Origin of the sequence: Leptotrichia sp. oral taxon 218 (assembly GCF_018128225.1) — a bacterium.
Taxonomy (GTDB): domain Bacteria; phylum Fusobacteriota; class Fusobacteriia; order Fusobacteriales; family Leptotrichiaceae; genus Leptotrichia.
Genome location: NZ_CP072377.1, coordinates 1,013,064 through 1,031,982 on the forward strand (window position 1 = coordinate 1,013,064; position 18,919 = coordinate 1,031,982).

The window sequence follows — 18,919 nt, forward strand, 5'->3', positions numbered from 1 at the left end:
TTTTTTAAATAAAAAAACTGACTTAAAATTAAAATTCTAGGTCAGTTTTTTTTGTTAAAGATTTTCCAATTCTTTTAAATCATACGGTGTATTTTGATAAACATGATGATTAACCCAATTTGAAAAAAGTAAATTTGCATGTCCTCGCCAAACAAACGGCGGAACTTTTTCAGGATCATCGTTTGGATAATAGTTAAATGGAACTTCTATTTTTTTACCCAATTTTACATCTCTTTCGTATTCTTTTGCCAAAGTCATTCTATCGTATTCTAAATGTCCCATAATAAAAACATCTCTTTTATCTTTAGTTCTTACAATACTAACTCCAGATTCTTTAGAATTTTCCAGTATTTCCAATTCTGGCACTTTTTCAATGTCTTCAGCTCTTACTTCCGTATGTCGTGACTGCGGCATATTAAAAATTTCATCAAAACCACGAAGCAGCATTGTGTGACAAACATTTATTTTTAATGGATAAATTCCAAAAAGCTTTTTTTCCAATTTATATTTTTTAATTCCATAATGATAGTATAAAGTGGCTTGTGCTCCCCAGCAAATTGAAATTGTAGAAAATACATGCTTTTTACTCCATTCCATAATTTTTGTAAGTTCGTTCCAGTAAATCACTTCTTCAAATTCTAAATTTTCCACAGGAGCTCCCGTTATGATTAAGCCGTCAAAATAGTCATCTTTTATGTCGTCAAATGTTTTATAAAAATTTGCCATATGTTCTTTTGAAGTATTTTTTGAAACATATGAAGCCATTTTCAAAAATGTAACTTCAATTTGAAGCGGTGTGTTGCTAAGAAGTCTTAAAAGCTGAGTTTCAGTTTCAATTTTTGTTGGCATCAAATTTACTATTACAAATTTTAAAGGTCGAATATCTTGTGACAATGCTCTACTTTCTTTCATTACAAAGATATTCTCTTTCGCTAAAATCTCCACTGCTGGTAAGTTATTAGGTATTTTTATAGGCATTGTATATTATTCCCCTTTCTGATTAATGTCTACTTTTATTAAAATTTAAATTAACTTTCTCTAAGTGACATCGGCATTGTAAAATAAAGCGAATTTGGATTACTTTCATCTTTTATAATAACTGAACTTTTTTCATTTAGCAATTCTAAAACTGTGACTTTTCCTTGTATTGTAGAAATGTAGTCAATCAAAAATCTGACATTTAACGAAATTTTCAAATTTTCTCCTTCTTGAATAGTTATTATTTCTTCTTTTATTCTAGCATTGTCATTTGTCCCTTTAAGCGTCAATTTATTGTTTTCAAATCTAAAAGTTGCTCCATTTTTAAATTCTTTATTTTCTTTAACAAAAAGAGATGCTCTTTTTAAAATTGATAAAAAATCTTTTGTATTCAAAAGAACTTTTTTGTCATGTTTTGAATTATTTAAAATTGATTTATAATCTGGAAATTGCAAATCTATTGTTCTTGTCAAAATTTCTACATTAGAAAATTTAAAATAAACTTTTGAACCATCTGATTTTAACATTATTTCACTTTCTTCCATCAATTTCATAATTTTTATAAGTCCATCAATTGTTTTTAACGGAATACTTACAATTAAATCTTCTTTGTTTCTTTGATTTTCTTCTAATTCTTCTTCAATATAAGTAAGTCTATATGAATCCGATGAAATTAATTTTAATTTATTTTCTTCTATTTCTAAACGAATACAATTTACCGCTAAATTTTCAACATCTGTAGAAGCCGAAATTTTTACATTTTCAATATAATTTAATAATTTTTCTTTTGAAAATATGTATTCCACTCCATATTCAAGTTTTGATTGGATTGGATAATTTTCTGCAGAATAAAGTGAAAAATTCGCATCTGTTGAGCTAGTTTTTATAACCAGCATTCCATCGTCTTCTATAAGTGCAATTTTTTCATCAGAAATTTGTTTCAAAAACTCTTCGATTAATTCATGTTTTATTACAATTTTTCCATGTTCTTCTATTTGAGCTTCAATCTCAGTATTTATTGATAACTCCAAGTCAGTTCCTCTCAAAACCGCTCTATTTTCAAAAGTTTCAATATAAATTCCAGATAAAACTTCTCTAATACTATTTTCTGTTACAGCTTTTTCAACAATGTTAATCGCTTTTAACAATGCTTTTCTGTCAACCGTTATATTTAACATAATTAATTTCACCTCTTTAATTTTATAATATATCTTTATATTTTTTTAAATGTTCTTTCAACTTTGTTATAGATTTTTTTTCTATTTGCCGAACTCGTTCCCGAGTAATTCCCATCATTTCTCCAATTTCTTTCAAAGTGTAAATTTTATTATTGTAAAGTCCATATCTGTACTCCAATATTATCTTTTCCCTCTCTGATAGAACATTATTCAGTAATTCTCTCATTTCCAGTAATTGATCTTCTTTTATAATTTTTTCTTCAACATCGTCATTTTTACCAATCACATCTTCCAAAAAAATATTATCTCCTACCACTTCATTTAATGAGATCATATCTTGAAATTCATTCATAAGTAAAACCACTTTATTTTCTTTTAGGTCAATTTTTTTGGCAATATAACTAGTTGATGGCATTTCACCGTGAGTCGCCATGTAATCTTTCATAACTTTATTTACTTTTGATAGTTGCTCGTATTTATAAGACGGTATTCTAATGTCCCGACCAATATTTATGATCGCTTTTTTAATAGACTGTTTTATCCACCAAACTGCATATGTACTAAATCTGTGACCTTTTTCATAATCAAATTTATTTATCGCTTTTATTAATCCAATATTCCCTTCACTTATTAAATCTATTAATGGAAGTCCATTTCCCAGAGATTTTTTGGCGGTACTTATCACTAATCTTAAATTTGATAATATTAATAACTGTCTTGCCTGTTCATCATTTTCTTCTTTTATCCTTCTTAATAAATCATATTCTTCCTCTTTTGAAAGCAAGTCAAACTTTTGAATATCACTTAAGTATAACGACATCAAATTTAAATTATTGTTTTCTTCCATTTCACACTCCCATTTTTTTTAATTTGAAAATTCTGATTTTAAATCTCTACTCATAAATGTCTTCTCCAAATCAGCTACTGGCTTTCCTTTGTAAATAACTTCGTAAAGCGCAGTAAAGATAGGTGCATTCAAATTATTTTCTTTTATTATTTTATAAAGTGCCTTAATTGTTTCAGCACCTTCAGATACCATTTTCATATTTTTTATTATATCTTCTATTTTTTCGCCATGTCCTAATTTTTCTCCCACATATCGATTTCGACTATGTTTGCTTGTACAAGTTACAATAATATCTCCCAAGCCAGATAGTCCCATAAATGTTTTGGGATTTGCATTATAATATTTTGCGATTTCAAACATTTCATTTAATCCACGAGTTATTAGTGCGGCTTTTGTGTTATCTCCGTAACCTAGACCATCGGCAATTCCAGCTGCTATTGCAAGGCAGTTTTTTAACGCTCCAGCAAGTTCTGCTCCCATCAGATCAGTTCCTGTATAAACTCTGAAATAATTGTTACTAAATGTTTTTTGGACAACTTGTGCTGCTTTTTCATCTTTTGATACTGAAAGTATCGCCGATGGCAATTTTTGCGCTACTTCTTCTGCATGAGTTGGTCCAGCTAATAAAACATAACTGTAACTTTTACTTTCTAATTCTTCATCCACTATTTCAGAAATTCTCTTTTTAGTAGAAATTTCTAATCCTTTCGCAACATTTACTAATATTATATTATAATTTAAAAAATTTTTCAATCTTTTTAAAATACCTCTTAAAAATTGTGTTGGCGTTGCAAGTAATAAAATATCTATTTTTCCATATTTATCTTTATTTGTCAAAATTTCTCCATAATCATCCACAATATTTAACTCATCTGGAAATTTTATCCCTTTTAAGAAATTTGGATTTGTCTTTGTAGTTTTCATAATATTTCTAACTTCTTCGTTGTGTTCCCACAAATATACTTTATGTCCATTTTCAACCAACAACTTTGAAAGGCAGCTTCCCCAACTTCCACCACCTATTACCAAAATATTTTTTTTATCTTCTGACATTGCTTTTACCTACTTTCCTTTTTTATTTTTTAAGCTAAATTTTGATTCAGTTCCATTTTTTAATCTTTCGATATTGCTTTTATGTTTTAAAATTATTAATATTGCTATTAAAATTCCTAAAAATGTATAAATTAAAATATCTCTATACATTAAAAATATAAATATCGGAAGCGATATTGCTGCACAAATTGAAGAAAGTGACACATATCTAAAAATTGCAAAAACTATAAAAAATACAATTGCTGCAAATAATATCGCTTTTGGAACGAGTATTACAAAAACTCCAAGTGTCGTAGCAACAGCTTTTCCACCTTTAAATTTCAAAAATATAGAAAAGATATGTCCCAATATCGCACAAATTCCAACTAACACAAAATCTAAATTTGTAATATTTGTCAGATTTTGAAAAAAATCCATTCTCAAGCTAACTGCAATTAATGTTGGAACAAGTCCTTTTAAAATATCCAAAGCCAATGTCAAAAGTCCCCATTTTGCTCCTAAAACCCGAGCTGCATTTGTAGAACCCGTATTTTTACTTCCATGTTCCCGCACATCTATTCCACAAAAAACTTTCCCAATCCAAAGTGCATTTGGAATACTTCCAAGCAAATAAGAAACTATCATAAGTATTATTACTTTCATAAGTTTTACCTCTTTTTTTATTATTTTTCTATTTTTTTTCTTCAACTTTTTATTTTCTTTATACCAAAGCACAGCAAGTATTACAAAAAATAAAAAATCTGTAAACGGCTGAGCATACCAGACACCATTTAACTTAAATAAATTTGAAAAAACTATAACAACAATTAAAAAAATAATTACTTGTCTCAACAAATTTAATATTACAGAATATTTTGAACGCCCTGTCGCTTGAAAATAATTTGGGATAATGATTCCAAAAGATGATAAAATCACAAGAGAAAAATAAATTCTCATAGCTTTTTCACCTTCTTTTAGAGCCGAAATAGTACTTTTTTCATTAAAAAATAAAACCATCTCTTTTGGAAAAAGCATAACTATTACCCAAAATATTGCAGATAATCCAACTCCTGTGCATATCGCTGTTAATAAAGACTTTCTCACTCTTTCATAATTTTTTGCTCCATAATTAAATCCCACAATTGGCTGAATTGCCTGTGAAACCGAATAGACACTCATCGTCATAAGTGGCAAATATGAATTTATAATGGTCATAATTGCAACTCCATAAGTTCCGCCATTCATATCCACAATTTTGTTTGTGATAACTCCCACAAGAGAACTTGCAGCCTGAAGCAAAAATGGCGACATTCCAATTGACAAAATATCTATCACAATTTTTTTATTAATTTTTAATTTACTAAACTGCAAAACCAGTTTACTTTTTTCTTCCAGCTTAAACCCAAATAAGTTAATTTTGACAGGAAATTTTCCAAATATCAAAAAATATAAAACAAATACTGCCGATAAAACATTTCCAATCAATGTTGCATAAGCTGTCCCTTCAATTCCTGTGTGCAAAATCATAACTGCCACATAGTCCAAAATGATATTTACAACAGCTCCAATTAACATTGAAAACATGGCAACATTTGGCGCACCAATTGAATTTAGGACATTAGTCAATCCATAAGAGTAAAAAAGTGGCAATATTGCAAACATAATTATTTGTAAATACGCTTTTGCATATGGTAAAGTTTCACTATTTGCTCCTGAATATGTTAAAATTGTATTTATATTTAACAGCAATATAAAATATAGAAAAATTCCCAAAATTGCAAACATCGTAATCGTATTTCCCAAAACTTTTTTTGCCTCTCCTTTTTTACCTTGCCCTAGTCTAAGAGAAATAATCGTTCCAGCTCCAACTCCAATTAACATTGAAAATGCAATCATTAACATAACTATATAAAACGCTATTCCAGCACCAGCAAGAGCTTTTTCACTAATTTTTCCAACAAAAAATCTATCAACTATATTGTATAAAACAACTACAGCCGAACCTATAAGTGTTGGAATAAAATATTTTACAAATAATTTTAATATCGAATTATTTGATAATTCATCTTGTTTTCCCATATTTTTTCCTCTTTTTTCAAAATTATACTATAAATAAATTGTACTATTGAATTTCAGAAAGCAAATATTTTGAAATTTTTTTCAAAACTCCAGAATTTCCGAATTTTTCTTTTTCCAGTTTCAAATTTTGTACAATTTTTTCTTTATTTTTTTCAATTATTTCAATTTCATCCAAAATCTTTTGAGACGAAAAATCTTCTTGCAACAATTCTTTAAAAATTTCTTTCCCAGCATTTAAGTTAGTCAAAGTAATATATTTTATTTTAACAATTTTTCTAGCTATAAAAGCATTTATTTTAGAAGTTTTGTAGACAACTATGACAGGCAGTCCCATAAGAGCCATTTCAAATGTAACCGTTCCTGAAGTTGCAATTGCAAATTTACATTCATCTCTAATCTTTTCAACTTTTTCAAATGAAATTTCTAAATTTTTTAAGTTTTTAAAATCCATATTAAACTTTTTATTTATTCTATCAATATACTTAATATGAGATCTATCTGCCAATTTCATAATAAATTTTTCATTTTGAACTTTTGGACTTGACAAAACTTCATAAATCACAGGTAAATATTTTTCAATTTCCTGTTCACGACTTCCTGGCAAAAGCAAAATTTTTTCTCCCAAATGTTCACTAAACTTATATTTATCGACAAATGGATTCCCAAAATAATAAACTTTCAAACTTTTTTTTGAATTACTTCCAAATTTCTCAAGCGTCTTATCAAAATATTTTTTTTCAAAAGGAAAAATCACAACAACATCATCAAATTTCTTCAACTTTTTAATCCTGTTTTTCCCCCAGGCCCAGACTTTTGGTGGAATGTAATAAATTGTTCTTATATCGGGAATCTCTTTTTTTACCAAATCAAAAAATTTTAAATTAAAGCCACCAAAATCGACAAAAATTACCGTTTTTATTTTTTCTTTTTTTATCAAATCAATATATTCTTTCGCTTTTTCCTTAAAATACCAATATTTTTTCACAACTTCCACAAAACCCATCACATCGTTATTTTTTATATGATTAACTACTTTCACTCCAGCTGCAATAGATTTATCTCCAACAACACCGTAAAATTCAATATTCTCTTTTTTTTTCATCTCTTCCACAATGTAGGAAGCGTGTAAATCTCCTGACATTTCGCCACAAGAAATAAATACTTTTTTAATTTTTTCCATAATTTTACCTATTTTCTTTTTTTAAACAATAAATTCAAAATAAATTTTATAAAAATATTTCTAAAATTTAATTCCCACTATAAATATCTTATTTTTATTTGCAAAGTCAATGACTTCTTCTTTGTCAATAAACATCATTTTATCCGCTTCAATAACTATTCCACGCCCATTTATCTGCACCACTTTTTTTACAGTTTCAAGTCCAATCGTCGGAATGTCAATTCTGTAATCCTGATCATTTCTAGCCATTTTCACAACAATGCATTTCTTCCCAGCAAGTTCTCCCCCTCGCAAAATTGTCTTATCCGTCCCTTCAACTCCTTCAAGCGCAATGACAGACTCATTTTTTACGACAACAGTTTGTCCAGCATCAATACTTGTCAACATTTTTGCAGCTTCTATTCCGATTTCTATCGTTTTTTTCTCATTTTTATCAGGACTTGCTTTTGTATAAACTTTTTCACTTGCCATAAATTCATCAAGAAGATAATTTTGCGATAAAACTGTTATATTTTCACTTTCAATATAATCAATTATTGCCTTTAATATATTCTTATCTTTTTTATTTTTTGTTGAAAGTAAAATTTTAGTAGCCGTCAAGTCAAATTTTAAATTGGAAAAAATAAGATTTTTCTCAACTTTTCCCAGCATTATTAAATGTGAAACATTATTCTTTTTAAAATAAGAAATAATTTTACCAACTTGTGCTACACTGTATTTTACAGAATTTTTATAATTTTTTACGCTCTCTTCAACACTTTCAAATAAATAGACACAAAATATTTCAATTCCTTTTTTTTGACAAGCATTTAAAAATAATTCTGGCAATTTGCCATTTCCGGCAATTAATCCCACTTTTTCCATATTTTCCCCTCTATCTATCCTATCTTTTTTTGCAAATATAAATTTATAAAAAAATTAACCCAAAATAAATACACTTAGCTAATTTTCTAAATTATTTATTTTGAGAAAATTTATATTTACTTAATTTTATTTAAATTTTATTTAATAAAAATTCTATATTTTTCACTAAATTTTATTAATTTTTATTTCGTTAATTTTATCTTGTAATTCCTCTTTTACTTTTTCTGATAAATTCGACCAATTTTACTACATCTTCATTATCTTTATAATCTTTTTCCAAAATTTGCAGCGCTTCTTCCAATTTTAATTTTTTCTTGAAAACGATTTTATAAACTTCTCTCAAAGTTTTTATCTGCTCTTCAGAAAATCCTCTTCTCTTAAGCCCTACAATATTTATATAAACTGCTCTCGCCTTATTTCCTTCAGAAAGCATATAAGGAACCACATCTTGATTCACAGCTGAACATCCACCAATCATCGCATGTCTTCCAACTCTCGTAAACTGATGAACTGCTGTAAGTCCACCAACAACTGCCCAATCTTCAACTTCCACATGTCCCGCAAAAGTAGCTGCATTTGCTAGAACGCAATGATCTCCAATAATACAGTCGTGAGCGATATGAACATATGCCATAACAAGCGTGTCATTCCCAATTCTCGTTTCGTATTTATCAGTCGTTCCTCTATGAATCGTAACAAATTCTCTAATTTTATTATTATCTCCAATTACAACCCTAGTTTTTTCGTTATTAAACTTCAAATCCTGTGGTACTTTTCCAATCGATACAAAAGAAAAAATATAATTATTTTCTCCAATTATAGTTTCACCCTCAATTACAACATGTGATTCTACAACAGTTCCATTTCCTATTGTAACTTCAGGACCAATTATTGAATACGGACCAATTTTTACATTTTCTCCAAGTTTAGCATTTGGATCAACAATTGCCGTTGGATGTATATTATTTGAACTCATAAATTAATACCTCTTCATTTTTTATTTGTCTTTACATATCTGTTACAGCAAATTTTAATTCACCTTCACTCACAACAGCTCCATCAACTAAACATTTCCCTTTTGCTACAATAATATTTCTTCTTACACTTAATTTTTCAACCTCAAGTCTTAACTGATCTCCAGGTACAACAGGTTTTCTAAATTTACATTTATCAATTGACATAAATAAAGGTATCTTTCCAGGTTCTAACATAAGTAGTCCAACTGCCTGTGCAAGTGCTTCCATTTGCAAAACTCCTGGCATAACAGGTTTTCCAGGAAAATGTCCTTGAAAAAATTCTTCATTCATTGTCAAATTTTTAATTGCAACCAAACTATCTGTTCCATTTTTTTCTATAACTCTATCTACCAATAAAAATGGGTATCTATGTGGCAATATTTTCATAATATCTTCTATATTCATAACTGTTTCCATCTTAATTTTCCTCCTAAAATATTATTTTTTATTTAAATTATCTATATTATATTTTATTTTTTAATAAATTACAAGTTTTTTTAATAAAAATTTTTATTTTAAAACTTTTATTTTAAAAATATAAAATTTTTTTATATTTCAAATTTTTTTGCAATCATTTCAGTTAGTTTCGCATTTACAAAATGTCCAGCTTTTATTGCAATTATATGTGCTTTAATTGGAGTTCCCAAAACATATAAATCTCCGATTATATCCAAAATTTTATGTCGTACAAATTCATTTTCAAACCGAAGCCCTTCAGGATTTAACGGCCCATCTTTTCCAATTACAATGGCATTGTCTAAACTTCCTCCAAGAGCAAGATTATTTTTTTTCAAAAAGTCTATTTCGTAGTCAAATGCAAAAGTTCTGCAACTTGCAATTTCTTTTTCATAATTTTCCAAATTTACTTCAAATTCAAAATATTCTGATTTTAAAAATGTATGATTAAAATCTATTGTGTAAGAAATTTTAAACCCGTCATATGGCAGCGCCAAAACATATTTTCCATTTTTTCATCAGAAAAAATAACAGGCTCAGTTATAATCAAAGGTTCTATTTCTTCTTCTTCCAATTCCAAAACTTCAGCACTTTTAATCTTTTCCACAAACTTAATTGAACTTCCATCCAAAATTGGCATTTCATTACCTTCAATTTCCACAAAAATATCAGTAATCCCACAAACTGAAAGTGCCGACATAAAATGCTCAATTGTGTGAAGTTTTACTCCATCTTCATTTTGAATATTCGTTCCTCTCTCTAAATCAAACAAATTTTTGTAATTTACTTTTATGATATTATTCTTATCACGGACATCCACTCTTTCAAAAACAATTCCAGTTTTTTTGCTCGCAGGCTTTAAAACCATTTTTATCTGTTTTCCTTTGTGAAGTCCAATTCCATTTATCTCAACTTGATTTTTTATAGTTTTTCTTTTCATAATTATTAAAAATCTCCATTATTTTATTTTTTTATTTTTTATAAATTATAAATTTTATAAAAACAAAATTATTACAAATTAATCTTAACATTATTTGAAAATTTTTTCAATTATATTTTTTTATATTTTTTATTATTGTTTTTTTAAAATTTTGTAGTATAATTATAATAACTACAAATTAATAAAAAAAATATTTTTATAAATATTATAATTTATTAATCGAAAAAATAATATTAATTATAAAGGAGAGGTTTTTCATGAAAGTAGTCGTTATCGGATGTACTCATGCTGGAACTGCAGCTATAAAAAACTTAAAAAAATTGAATCCAAATGCTAAAATTACAGTATTTGAAAGAAATGACAATATTTCTTTTTATCTTGTGGAATCGCACTATATGTTGGCGGAGTTGTCAAAGATCCAAAAGGACTTTTTTATTCTTCACCTGAAGAATTGTTTGAACTTGGAGTTGACACTCGAATGAAACATGATGTCACAGATATTGACATAAAAAATAAAAAACTAAAAGTTAAAAATTTGGAAAATAATGAAGAATTTGAGGAAACTTATGATAAATTAATCATTACATCAGGTTCTTGGCCAATTGTTCCAAAAATTGACGGAATTGAATTAAAAAACATTTTACTTTGTAAAAATTATAATCACGCTAATAAAATCATTGAAAAAAGTAAGTCGGCAAAAAAAGTTGTCGTTGTCGGTGCAGGTTATATCGGTGTTGAATTGGTCGAAGCATTTAAAGAAAATGGAAAAGAAGTTGTTTTGGTTGACGCTGAAAAAAGAATTTTGAGTAAATATTTTGACAAAGAATTTACAGATGTGGCAGAAAACACATTGAAAAACAATGGAATTACAATTGCAACGAACGAAAAAGTGCTAAAATTTATTGGAGACAATGACAATAGCGGAATTGTAACAAAAGTCATCACCGACAAAAATGAATATGAAGCAGATTTAGTGATTATGTGTGTAGGTTTTGTTCCAAATACAAAACTTTTTGAAAATCAATTAGAAATGCTTCCAAACGGTGCTATAAAAGTTGACAGATTTATGAGAACTAGCAATAAAGATGTGATGGCTGCTGGAGACTGCTGCTCAGTTTTTTATAATCCACTTCAAAAGGAAATATATATTCCACTTGCGACAAATGCAGTCAGAATGGGAACTCTAGCTGGACTAAATATTTTTGAAAATAAATTTGAACATCCAGGAACACAAGGAACTTCAGGAATTAAAATTTATGAAAATAACATGGCTGCGACAGGACTTACTGAAGAAAGTGCAAGATCATTTGGACTGGATATAGAAAGCGTAACTGCAGTCGATAATTACAGACCTGAATTTATGCCAACTTATGAGTCTGTTACACTAAAAGTAATTTTTGACAAAAAAACAAGACAGATATTAGGAGCTCAGCTAAACTCAAAATTCGATTTGACACAATCAATAAACACGCTATCTGTTTGCATTCAAAACAAAATGACAATCGATGATTTAGCATTTTTAGACTTTTTCTTTCAGCCACATTACAACAAACCTTGGAATTTTATAAATCTTGCTGGAATTAATAGTTTAAAATAAATTTATTTTTAAATTTTTAAAAAAATTATAAAACAATATTGCTAATTATAAAAGGGAACTTTGTTTCCTTTTTTTATTTTTTTATTAAAAAAATTGAATATATTTATTAATTGACTGTTTTAATGGTTTTATTTTAAATTTAATTTATTATAAAATAATGTCCGATAATATTTTATGAATTTATATAAATTTTTTACACTTTTAAATATCCTTTTTTTTTGCTATAATATTAGCAAAAATACAATTTTTAAAATAATAATTTTTTAATTTTAAAAGAAAAAAAATAAAAGAAAGGAAAACTAAAATTATGAAAAAAATGTGGGAAGGACGGTTTCATAAAGAAACTAATAAATTATTGGAAAAATTTAATGCGTCTATTACCTTTGATAAAAGAATGTATGAAGAAGATATAAAAGGAAGTATCGCTCATAGCAGAATGCTCAGTAAACAAGGGATTATCTCTTCTGAAGAACAAAAAGAAATTGAAAATGGACTGCTTCTAATAAAAAATGAAATTGAAAATGGAACTTTTGAGTTTAAAATTGAAGATGAAGATATTCATATGTCAATTGAAAAAAGATTGACTGAAATTATTGGCGCTGTTGCTGGAAAACTTCATACAGCTCGAAGTCGAAATGACCAAGTGGCGCTTGATGTGAGAATGTATGTGAGAAAAGAGGCTAAAAAAATTAAAGAACTTCTTATAAATTTTGAAAATGTCATTTTGAATTTGTCAGAAAAATATGAAGACATAATAATTCCAGGTTATACGCACTTACAAAGAGCACAGCCTATCTTGTTTTCTCATCACTTAATGGCTTATTTTCAAATGTTTAAAAGAGACATCACAAGAATTGATGACTTTTTAGAAAGAAGTGATGAAATGCCGCTTGGAGCTGGAGCACTTGCTGGAACGACTTTTAACTTAGATAGACATTTTGTTGCAAAAGAGCTTGGATTTTCTAAGCCGACTGAAAATAGCTTAGATTCTGTGAGTGACAGAGATTTTATAATTGAGCTTGGAATGATTATTTCAGTAATTTCTATGCATCTGTCGAGATTTTCTGAAGAAATAATTATCTGGTGCACATCTGAATTTTCATTTATAAATTTAGATGACGCTTTTGCGACTGGCTCTTCGATTATGCCACAGAAAAAAAATCCTGACATAGCGGAACTTGTGCGTGGAAAAACTGGAAGAATTTATGGAAATTTGATGGCAATTTTGACTACAATGAAAGCTCTTCCACTTGCTTATAATAAAGATATGCAGGAAGACAAGGAAGGAATTTTTGACTCAATTGACAACATCAAGCTTTGCATCGAAATTTTTTATTCAATGTTGAATACTGTTACAGTAAATAAAGAAAAAATCTTTGACTCAATGAAATACGGATTTTTAAATGCAACTGATGTGGCTGATTATTTAGCAAAACACGGCGTTCCATTTAGACAGGCACACAAAATTGTCGGAGAAATTGTTTCTTATTGCGAAAATAAAAAAATTGCAATTGAAGATATGACGCTTTCAGAATTCCAAAATTTTTCTGAAATATTTAAAGACGACATTCAAAATGAAATTACTATCGAAAACTGTGTAAATAAAAGAAATTCATTTGGCGGAACTTCAATTCAAAATGTTAAAATGCAAATTAAAAATGCAAAATTATTTTTAGAAACAATTTAATAAAAAAATTGGGGAGAATTAAGTTTCTCCCTTTTAAAAAATATTAATTTTTATTTTATTTAATTTATTTATCTTCTCATTTCCTTTTTTTATTTAAAAAAATATGTTATAATATCGTTAATCAAAAAAATTTAGGAGGAAATTAAAAATGTCCGAGGGCAACTTATTATTACAAATAGTAATAATAATTATTTTGACTGGAATCAATGCTTTTTTTTCCGCTGCGGAAATGTCAATTGTTTCAGTCAATAAAAACAAAATAAAAATTTTAATTGAGGAAGGAAATAAAAAGGCAATTTTGTTAAATAATTTACTTAGTGAACCAAGTAAATTTTTGTCAACAATTCAAGTTGGAATAACTCTTGCAAGTTTTTTTGCATCTGCATCGGCTGCAACTGGTTTATCGCACTATTTTTCCGATTTTTTGCAAAAATTTAAAATTCCTTATGCAAGTCAGTTTTCTATGATTTTAGTGACTTTTTTACTTTCATACATAACTCTTGTTTTCGGAGAACTTATTCCAAAACGAATTGCACTTAGAGATTCTGAAAAAATTGCACTTCGTACCATCGGTGTTATAGTTTTTATTTCAAAAATATTTTCACCGTTTGTAAAGTTTTTGACGCTGTCGACAAATTTGGTTTTGACTGTTTTAAAAATGAAAGAGGACAATATTGAAGAAAAAGTTTCTAAAGAAGAACTTCGTTCGCTTGTGGAAGTTGGAAAAGAACATGGTGTAATTAATGAAATCGAAAAAGAAATGATTGAAAATATAATTGTCTTTGACGAAAAAATTGCACGGGAAATTATGATTCCAAGAACAAAAGTTTTTTTAGTTGACAAAAATATTTCAATTAAAGAATTGTTTGATACTAAAGAAATTGAGCGATATTCAAGAATTCCTGTTTATGAAGAAGAAGCCGACAACATAATCGGAGTTTTAATGACAAAAGATTTAATGATTGAAGCCTACAAAAAGGGATTTGAAAATGTAAATGTCGCAAGTTTGGTTCAAGAAGCTTATTTCGTGCCAGAAACTAAAAATGTAAATGAATTATTTAGCGAAATGCAAATGGAAAAAAAACATATTGCTATTTTAATTGATGAATATGGCGGTTTTTCGGGAATTGTGACTTTGGAGGACTTAATTGAAGAAGTTATGGGAAATATCTCAGATGAATTTGACGACGAAGATTTAACAGTTACAAAATTACCATTTTCAAAAAATAAATATTTGGTAAATGGTGAAATTTCCTTAAATGACTTAAACGACAAGTTTCATTTTAATCTGGATTCCAAATATTATGATACATTGAGTGGTTTTTTAATTGAAAAATTGGGATATATTCCAGAAGACTCTGAAGATATTGAACCAATACAAATTGGAAAAGTTATTTTTAAACCGCAGACGGTAAAAAATAAAAAAATTGAAAAAATTATTATGACTTTGAATAACGCAGAAAATAGTGAAAATGGCGAAAACCATCGAAATAATGAAAACAGCAAAAAAAATAAAAAAATTGAAAAGAATAAAGGAGATAAAAAAGAAAATGAATAATTCAAACGATATAAAATTAGAAAATCTATCAGGTCTTAAAAGGATTTTTCCACTTTTGGCAAACAAAAATGTTGACATGAAAAAAGAAATTGGTGCAGGAGTTACAACTTTTCTTACAATGGCTTACATTATTGCAGTAAATCCTGATATTTTGTCCAAAACTGGTATGAATGCAGGAGCTCTAGTTACAGCAACTTGTCTTTCAGCGGCACTTGGTTGCTTTATAATGGGACTAATTGCAAACTTACCTTTTGCACTGGCATCTGGAATGGGACTAAATGCTTTTTTTGCATTTACCGTTGTCCTAAAAGGTGGAGCAACTTGGCAAATGGCTTTAACTGCTGTATTTATTGAAGGTATTATATTTATTTTACTTACAATGTTTAAAATCAGGGAAGCAGTTGTAAATTCAATTCCTGAAAATATGAAACACGCCGTTACAGGTGGAATTGGAGTTTTTATTGCATTTGTAGGATTTTCTGGAAGTGGACTTGTGATTGCAAATGAATCGACTAAAGTTAGCATGGGACACTTTTCACCAGCTGTGATAATTTCATTTATCGGTCTTTTTATAATTGCTATTTTAGACAAAAAGCGAGTTAAAGGTTCCATCCTTTACGGAATTGTAGTGAGTTCAATACTAGCTTGGCTATTTGCAATAATAAACCCAAAAGAAGCAGCTGAACTAAAAATCTTCTTACCAAAAGGAGTCTTTGAATTTAAATCAATGACACCGATTATGGGAAAATTGGATTTTTCATTTTTTTACGATATAAAATCATTTGGTAACTTTTTTGTAATAATTTGCACATTTTTATTCGTTGATTTTTTTGACACAGTTGGAACTCTTATTGGAGTTTGTTCTAAGGCAAATATGCTTGATGAAAAAGGAAATGTGCCAAATGTTGGTCGTGCTCTGATGGCTGATGCAATTGCCACAACTTTAGGAGCCGCACTTGGTGTATCAACAGTTACAACATATGTGGAAAGTTCGACAGGTGTTCTAGCTGGTGGAAGAACTGGATGGACAGCAATTACAACAGGAGTTTTATTTTTAGTTTCAATGTTCTTTTCGCCAATATTTATCGCAATTCCTGCATGTGCAACTGCTCCGGCTTTAATTTATGTAGGATATTTGATGTTGAGCTCAGTTAAGCAAATTGACTTGCACGATGTTTTAGAAGGTGTTCCATCTTTTATCACAATCACAACTATGGCGCTTACATATAGCATTGGAGACGGATTGACATTAGGAATTTTATCATATGTTTTAATAAATTTACTTTATAATTTATTTGCAAAAAAAGAAGATAAAAGACCTGTTTCAACAGTTATGGTTATTTTAGCGATTTTATTCATAATAAAATTATTATTTATTTAGTTTTAAAATCAAAAAAAATTACTCACTTATTTTATTATTTATTAAGTGAGTAATTTTTATTTTAAAATCTTATTCCACCTCTAAATTTATTGTCATATTCTATCGGTTCTGTTCCTGCCTTAAATAACATTGTTCTCTTGTTTACACCATCTGTATCAAGCAGTCCATTTTCCAAGTCAATATCTCTTGTTGTCAAATCTTTTCTCTTGATGTAATCGTCGATAAATTCAAATACTCCGACATTGTAATTTGGTAAATCTACAACTGACTGCATATAATTTTTCCAAATTGGTGCTGCAGCTGAACCTCCTGTCATTCCAGTTCCCATTGACTTGTTGTCATCATTTCCAACATAGACAACTGTTGCAAGAGTTGGCGTGTAACCTGTGAACCAAGCTGACACATAATCTGAAGTCGTTCCAGTTTTTCCAGCCATTGGAATTAACTGACCATTTTTAAATACTTTTGCTGATTGACCAGTTCCGTAATTTACAGCATTTTCTAACATATATGTAAGAACTGCTACATCTTTTGAATCGTAAACTTTTTTCATCTTAGGTTTTGCTTCGTAAATAACTTCTCCATATTTATTCTCAACTTTGTAAATATATTGCGGCTCAACTTGATAACCTCCATTTGCAAGTGCTGCATAAAACATCGCCATATCTGAAGGTCTTGTAGAAATTGATCCCAATGCCAATGTAAAGTTTTTAGGAAAATCTCCACCGACAACTCCAGCATCTCGCCAAACTTTTTCAGCTTTGGAAATTCCCACATATTGCAGTAATTTTACAGGAATTATATTATTTGAAATTTCTATCGCCTTGTCTAAAGTCATGCTGTCTCTGTAACTTCCATCAAAGTTTTTAGGCGACCAATTATTGATTTTCAGTGGAGAATCTTCCATCACACTTGCCATTGTCATTTTTTTCTGCAATGCTGCTAAATATACTATTGGTTTAAATGATGAACCTGGCTGTCGCAATGAACTTACAGCACGGTTAAAGTTTCCTTTTTTATAATCTTTTCCCCCAACCATCGCTTTTACAAATCCATTGCTTGGATCAATTGAATATAGCGCTCCGTTTAACTCAGCTTTAGTTTTTAAATTGTAATTGCTATTAAATGCCTTATATGCCGCTCTTTGCAAGTCTAAGTCGACAGTTGCATAAACTTTGTATCCGTCAAATAAAAATTTTTGATCTTCTTCTGAAATTTTCAAAATTTTTCTTAATTCGCTCAGCACAATTGTTGTAAATTCTGGTGCAACATTTGAAGTTGAAATTTGTTCTTCTTCATTTCGGCTCTTTATGTCTCCATTTTTGAAAGCAATTTTTTCATTAATCGCATCGTTATATTGCTCATCAGTTATAAATCCATATTCTCTCATTTGATGCAAAACTATTTTTTGTCTTTCAAGTGCATATTTTAATTTTGAATATTTTGTTGGAGATTTTGGAAGACTGGCTAAAATTGCCGCTTGTCCAAGTGTCAAATTTTTAGGTTCTCTGTCAAAATATTTGATTGCCGCATTCTTTATTCCATAAGCACCTTGTCCAAAATAAATTGTATTCAAATAGTTTTCCAAAATTTCATCTTTTGTATATTTTCTTTCAATTTCAATCGCTAAAATTGCTTCTTTTAACTTTCTTGACAAAGTTTGTTCAGGTGACAAGAATGCATTTTTTGCAAGTTGCTGAGTTATTGTACTTCCACCTTCTCGTCGTCTACCAGTAAGCGTCAAAAATGCTGCTCTAGCTGTACGCACAAAATCTAGTCCATGATGACTTCTAAACTTTCTATCTTCTATCGCCAAAAAAGCATTCTGCACATAATCTGGAACATCTCCAATTCCAATTGGTGCACGATTTTGAACCATTATCGTATCTATTTGATTTCCATTCATATCATAAATAACCGATGGAGAAACTGGTGCGTATCCGTCAATCAAGTCAACTGGCGTTTCTTTTTGCACAGTATAAACTAAATACGCTCCTGCTCCTATTCCAATTACACAAAAAAATAAAAAAACTTTTAAAAGAAAAGTACTAAGTTTAAATTTCTTTTTTGGCTTTTTCACTTTTTCTTTTTTTTCTGTATTTTTCTTTTTCATCTGTCATTCCTAC

15 protein-coding genes and 2 pseudogenes are annotated in these 18,919 nt (G+C 28.8%); 5 read left to right on the forward strand and 12 right to left on the reverse strand.

Annotation, left to right across the window (positions count from 1 at the left end; translation table 11 throughout):
- Positions 1-54 precede the first annotated feature (54 nt).
- From metA to lpxC, 11 genes and pseudogenes are all read right to left on the reverse strand, one after another.
- On the reverse strand, positions 55-978 hold the full coding sequence (gene metA / locus J5A73_RS04730) for a homoserine O-succinyltransferase (RefSeq protein ID WP_211617093.1): 924 nt from the start codon (positions 976-978) through the stop codon (positions 55-57).
- Positions 979-1,028: 50 nt separating this feature from the next.
- The gene (gene dnaN / locus J5A73_RS04735; protein WP_211617095.1) at positions 1,029-2,156 is read right to left on the reverse strand and encodes a DNA polymerase III subunit beta; all 1,128 of its coding nucleotides are present in this window, start codon (positions 2,154-2,156) and stop codon (positions 1,029-1,031) included.
- 22 nt (positions 2,157-2,178) lie between these two features.
- Positions 2,179-3,003: an RNA polymerase sigma factor RpoD/SigA gene (locus J5A73_RS04740; protein ID WP_211617097.1), complete on the reverse strand. Its 825-nt coding sequence runs from the start codon at positions 3,001-3,003 to the stop codon at positions 2,179-2,181.
- 18 nt (positions 3,004-3,021) lie between these two features.
- Positions 3,022-4,056 carry an NAD(P)H-dependent glycerol-3-phosphate dehydrogenase gene (locus J5A73_RS04745; protein ID WP_211617099.1) on the reverse strand — a complete coding sequence of 345 codons (1,035 nt, stop codon included), beginning with the start codon at positions 4,054-4,056 and terminating at the stop codon, positions 3,022-3,024.
- Positions 4,057-4,065: 9 nt separating this feature from the next.
- A complete protein-coding gene (gene plsY, locus J5A73_RS04750; protein ID WP_211617313.1) occupies positions 4,066-4,698 on the reverse strand; it encodes a glycerol-3-phosphate 1-O-acyltransferase PlsY in 633 nt (210 codons plus the stop codon).
- Positions 4,699-4,827: 129 nt separating this feature from the next.
- Positions 4,828-6,114, reverse strand: a pseudogene (locus tag J5A73_RS04755) (MATE family efflux transporter); the annotation flags it as partial.
- A 43-nt stretch (positions 6,115-6,157) separates the two neighbouring features.
- Positions 6,158-7,294 carry a lipid-A-disaccharide synthase gene (gene lpxB / locus J5A73_RS04760; protein ID WP_211617101.1) on the reverse strand — a complete coding sequence of 379 codons (1,137 nt, stop codon included), beginning with the start codon at positions 7,292-7,294 and terminating at the stop codon, positions 6,158-6,160.
- A gap of 60 nt (positions 7,295-7,354) precedes the next feature.
- Entirely contained in the window at positions 7,355-8,158 is an 804-nt protein-coding gene (locus J5A73_RS04765; RefSeq protein WP_211617103.1) for an LpxI family protein, read from the reverse strand.
- A 196-nt stretch (positions 8,159-8,354) separates the two neighbouring features.
- On the reverse strand, positions 8,355-9,134 hold the full coding sequence (gene lpxA / locus J5A73_RS04770; RefSeq protein ID WP_211617105.1) for an acyl-ACP--UDP-N-acetylglucosamine O-acyltransferase: 780 nt from the start codon (positions 9,132-9,134) through the stop codon (positions 8,355-8,357).
- Between the two features lie 31 nt (positions 9,135-9,165).
- Positions 9,166-9,591 carry a 3-hydroxyacyl-ACP dehydratase FabZ gene (fabZ, locus tag J5A73_RS04775; protein ID WP_094080535.1) on the reverse strand — a complete coding sequence of 142 codons (426 nt, stop codon included), beginning with the start codon at positions 9,589-9,591 and terminating at the stop codon, positions 9,166-9,168.
- Positions 9,592-9,722: 131 nt separating this feature from the next.
- A pseudogene (gene lpxC, locus J5A73_RS04780) lies at positions 9,723-10,570 on the reverse strand (UDP-3-O-acyl-N-acetylglucosamine deacetylase).
- 257 nt (positions 10,571-10,827) lie between these two features.
- Between lpxC and J5A73_RS10735 the strand changes: the two are divergent.
- The 5 genes from J5A73_RS10735 to J5A73_RS04800 all read left to right on the forward strand — a co-directional run bounded on the left by J5A73_RS10735 (position 10,828) and on the right by J5A73_RS04800 (position 16,793).
- Positions 10,828-11,052 (forward strand): FAD/NAD(P)-binding oxidoreductase, encoded by a 225-nt coding sequence (locus J5A73_RS10735; RefSeq protein ID WP_305798726.1) that lies wholly within the window; start codon positions 10,828-10,830, stop codon positions 11,050-11,052.
- Positions 11,049-12,167, forward strand: coding sequence for an FAD-dependent oxidoreductase (locus J5A73_RS04785; RefSeq protein WP_371813418.1), 1,119 nt, complete (start codon positions 11,049-11,051; stop codon positions 12,165-12,167). Before J5A73_RS10735 ends, J5A73_RS04785 begins: the two co-directional genes overlap by 4 nt.
- Positions 12,168-12,474: 307 nt before the next feature.
- Positions 12,475-13,854, forward strand: coding sequence for an argininosuccinate lyase (argH, locus tag J5A73_RS04790; protein ID WP_211617107.1), 1,380 nt, complete (start codon positions 12,475-12,477; stop codon positions 13,852-13,854).
- Between the two features lie 148 nt (positions 13,855-14,002).
- Positions 14,003-15,412: a hemolysin family protein gene (locus J5A73_RS04795; RefSeq protein WP_211617109.1), complete on the forward strand. Its 1,410-nt coding sequence runs from the start codon at positions 14,003-14,005 to the stop codon at positions 15,410-15,412.
- Positions 15,405-16,793: an NCS2 family permease gene (locus tag J5A73_RS04800; protein ID WP_211617315.1), complete on the forward strand. Its 1,389-nt coding sequence runs from the start codon at positions 15,405-15,407 to the stop codon at positions 16,791-16,793. Before J5A73_RS04795 ends, J5A73_RS04800 begins: the two co-directional genes overlap by 8 nt.
- 61 nt (positions 16,794-16,854) lie before the next feature.
- On the opposite strand, the gene J5A73_RS04805 is transcribed toward J5A73_RS04800, so the two are convergent.
- The gene (locus tag J5A73_RS04805; RefSeq protein ID WP_211617111.1) at positions 16,855-18,906 is read right to left on the reverse strand and encodes a transglycosylase domain-containing protein; all 2,052 of its coding nucleotides are present in this window, start codon (positions 18,904-18,906) and stop codon (positions 16,855-16,857) included.
- Positions 18,907-18,919 lie beyond the last annotated feature (13 nt).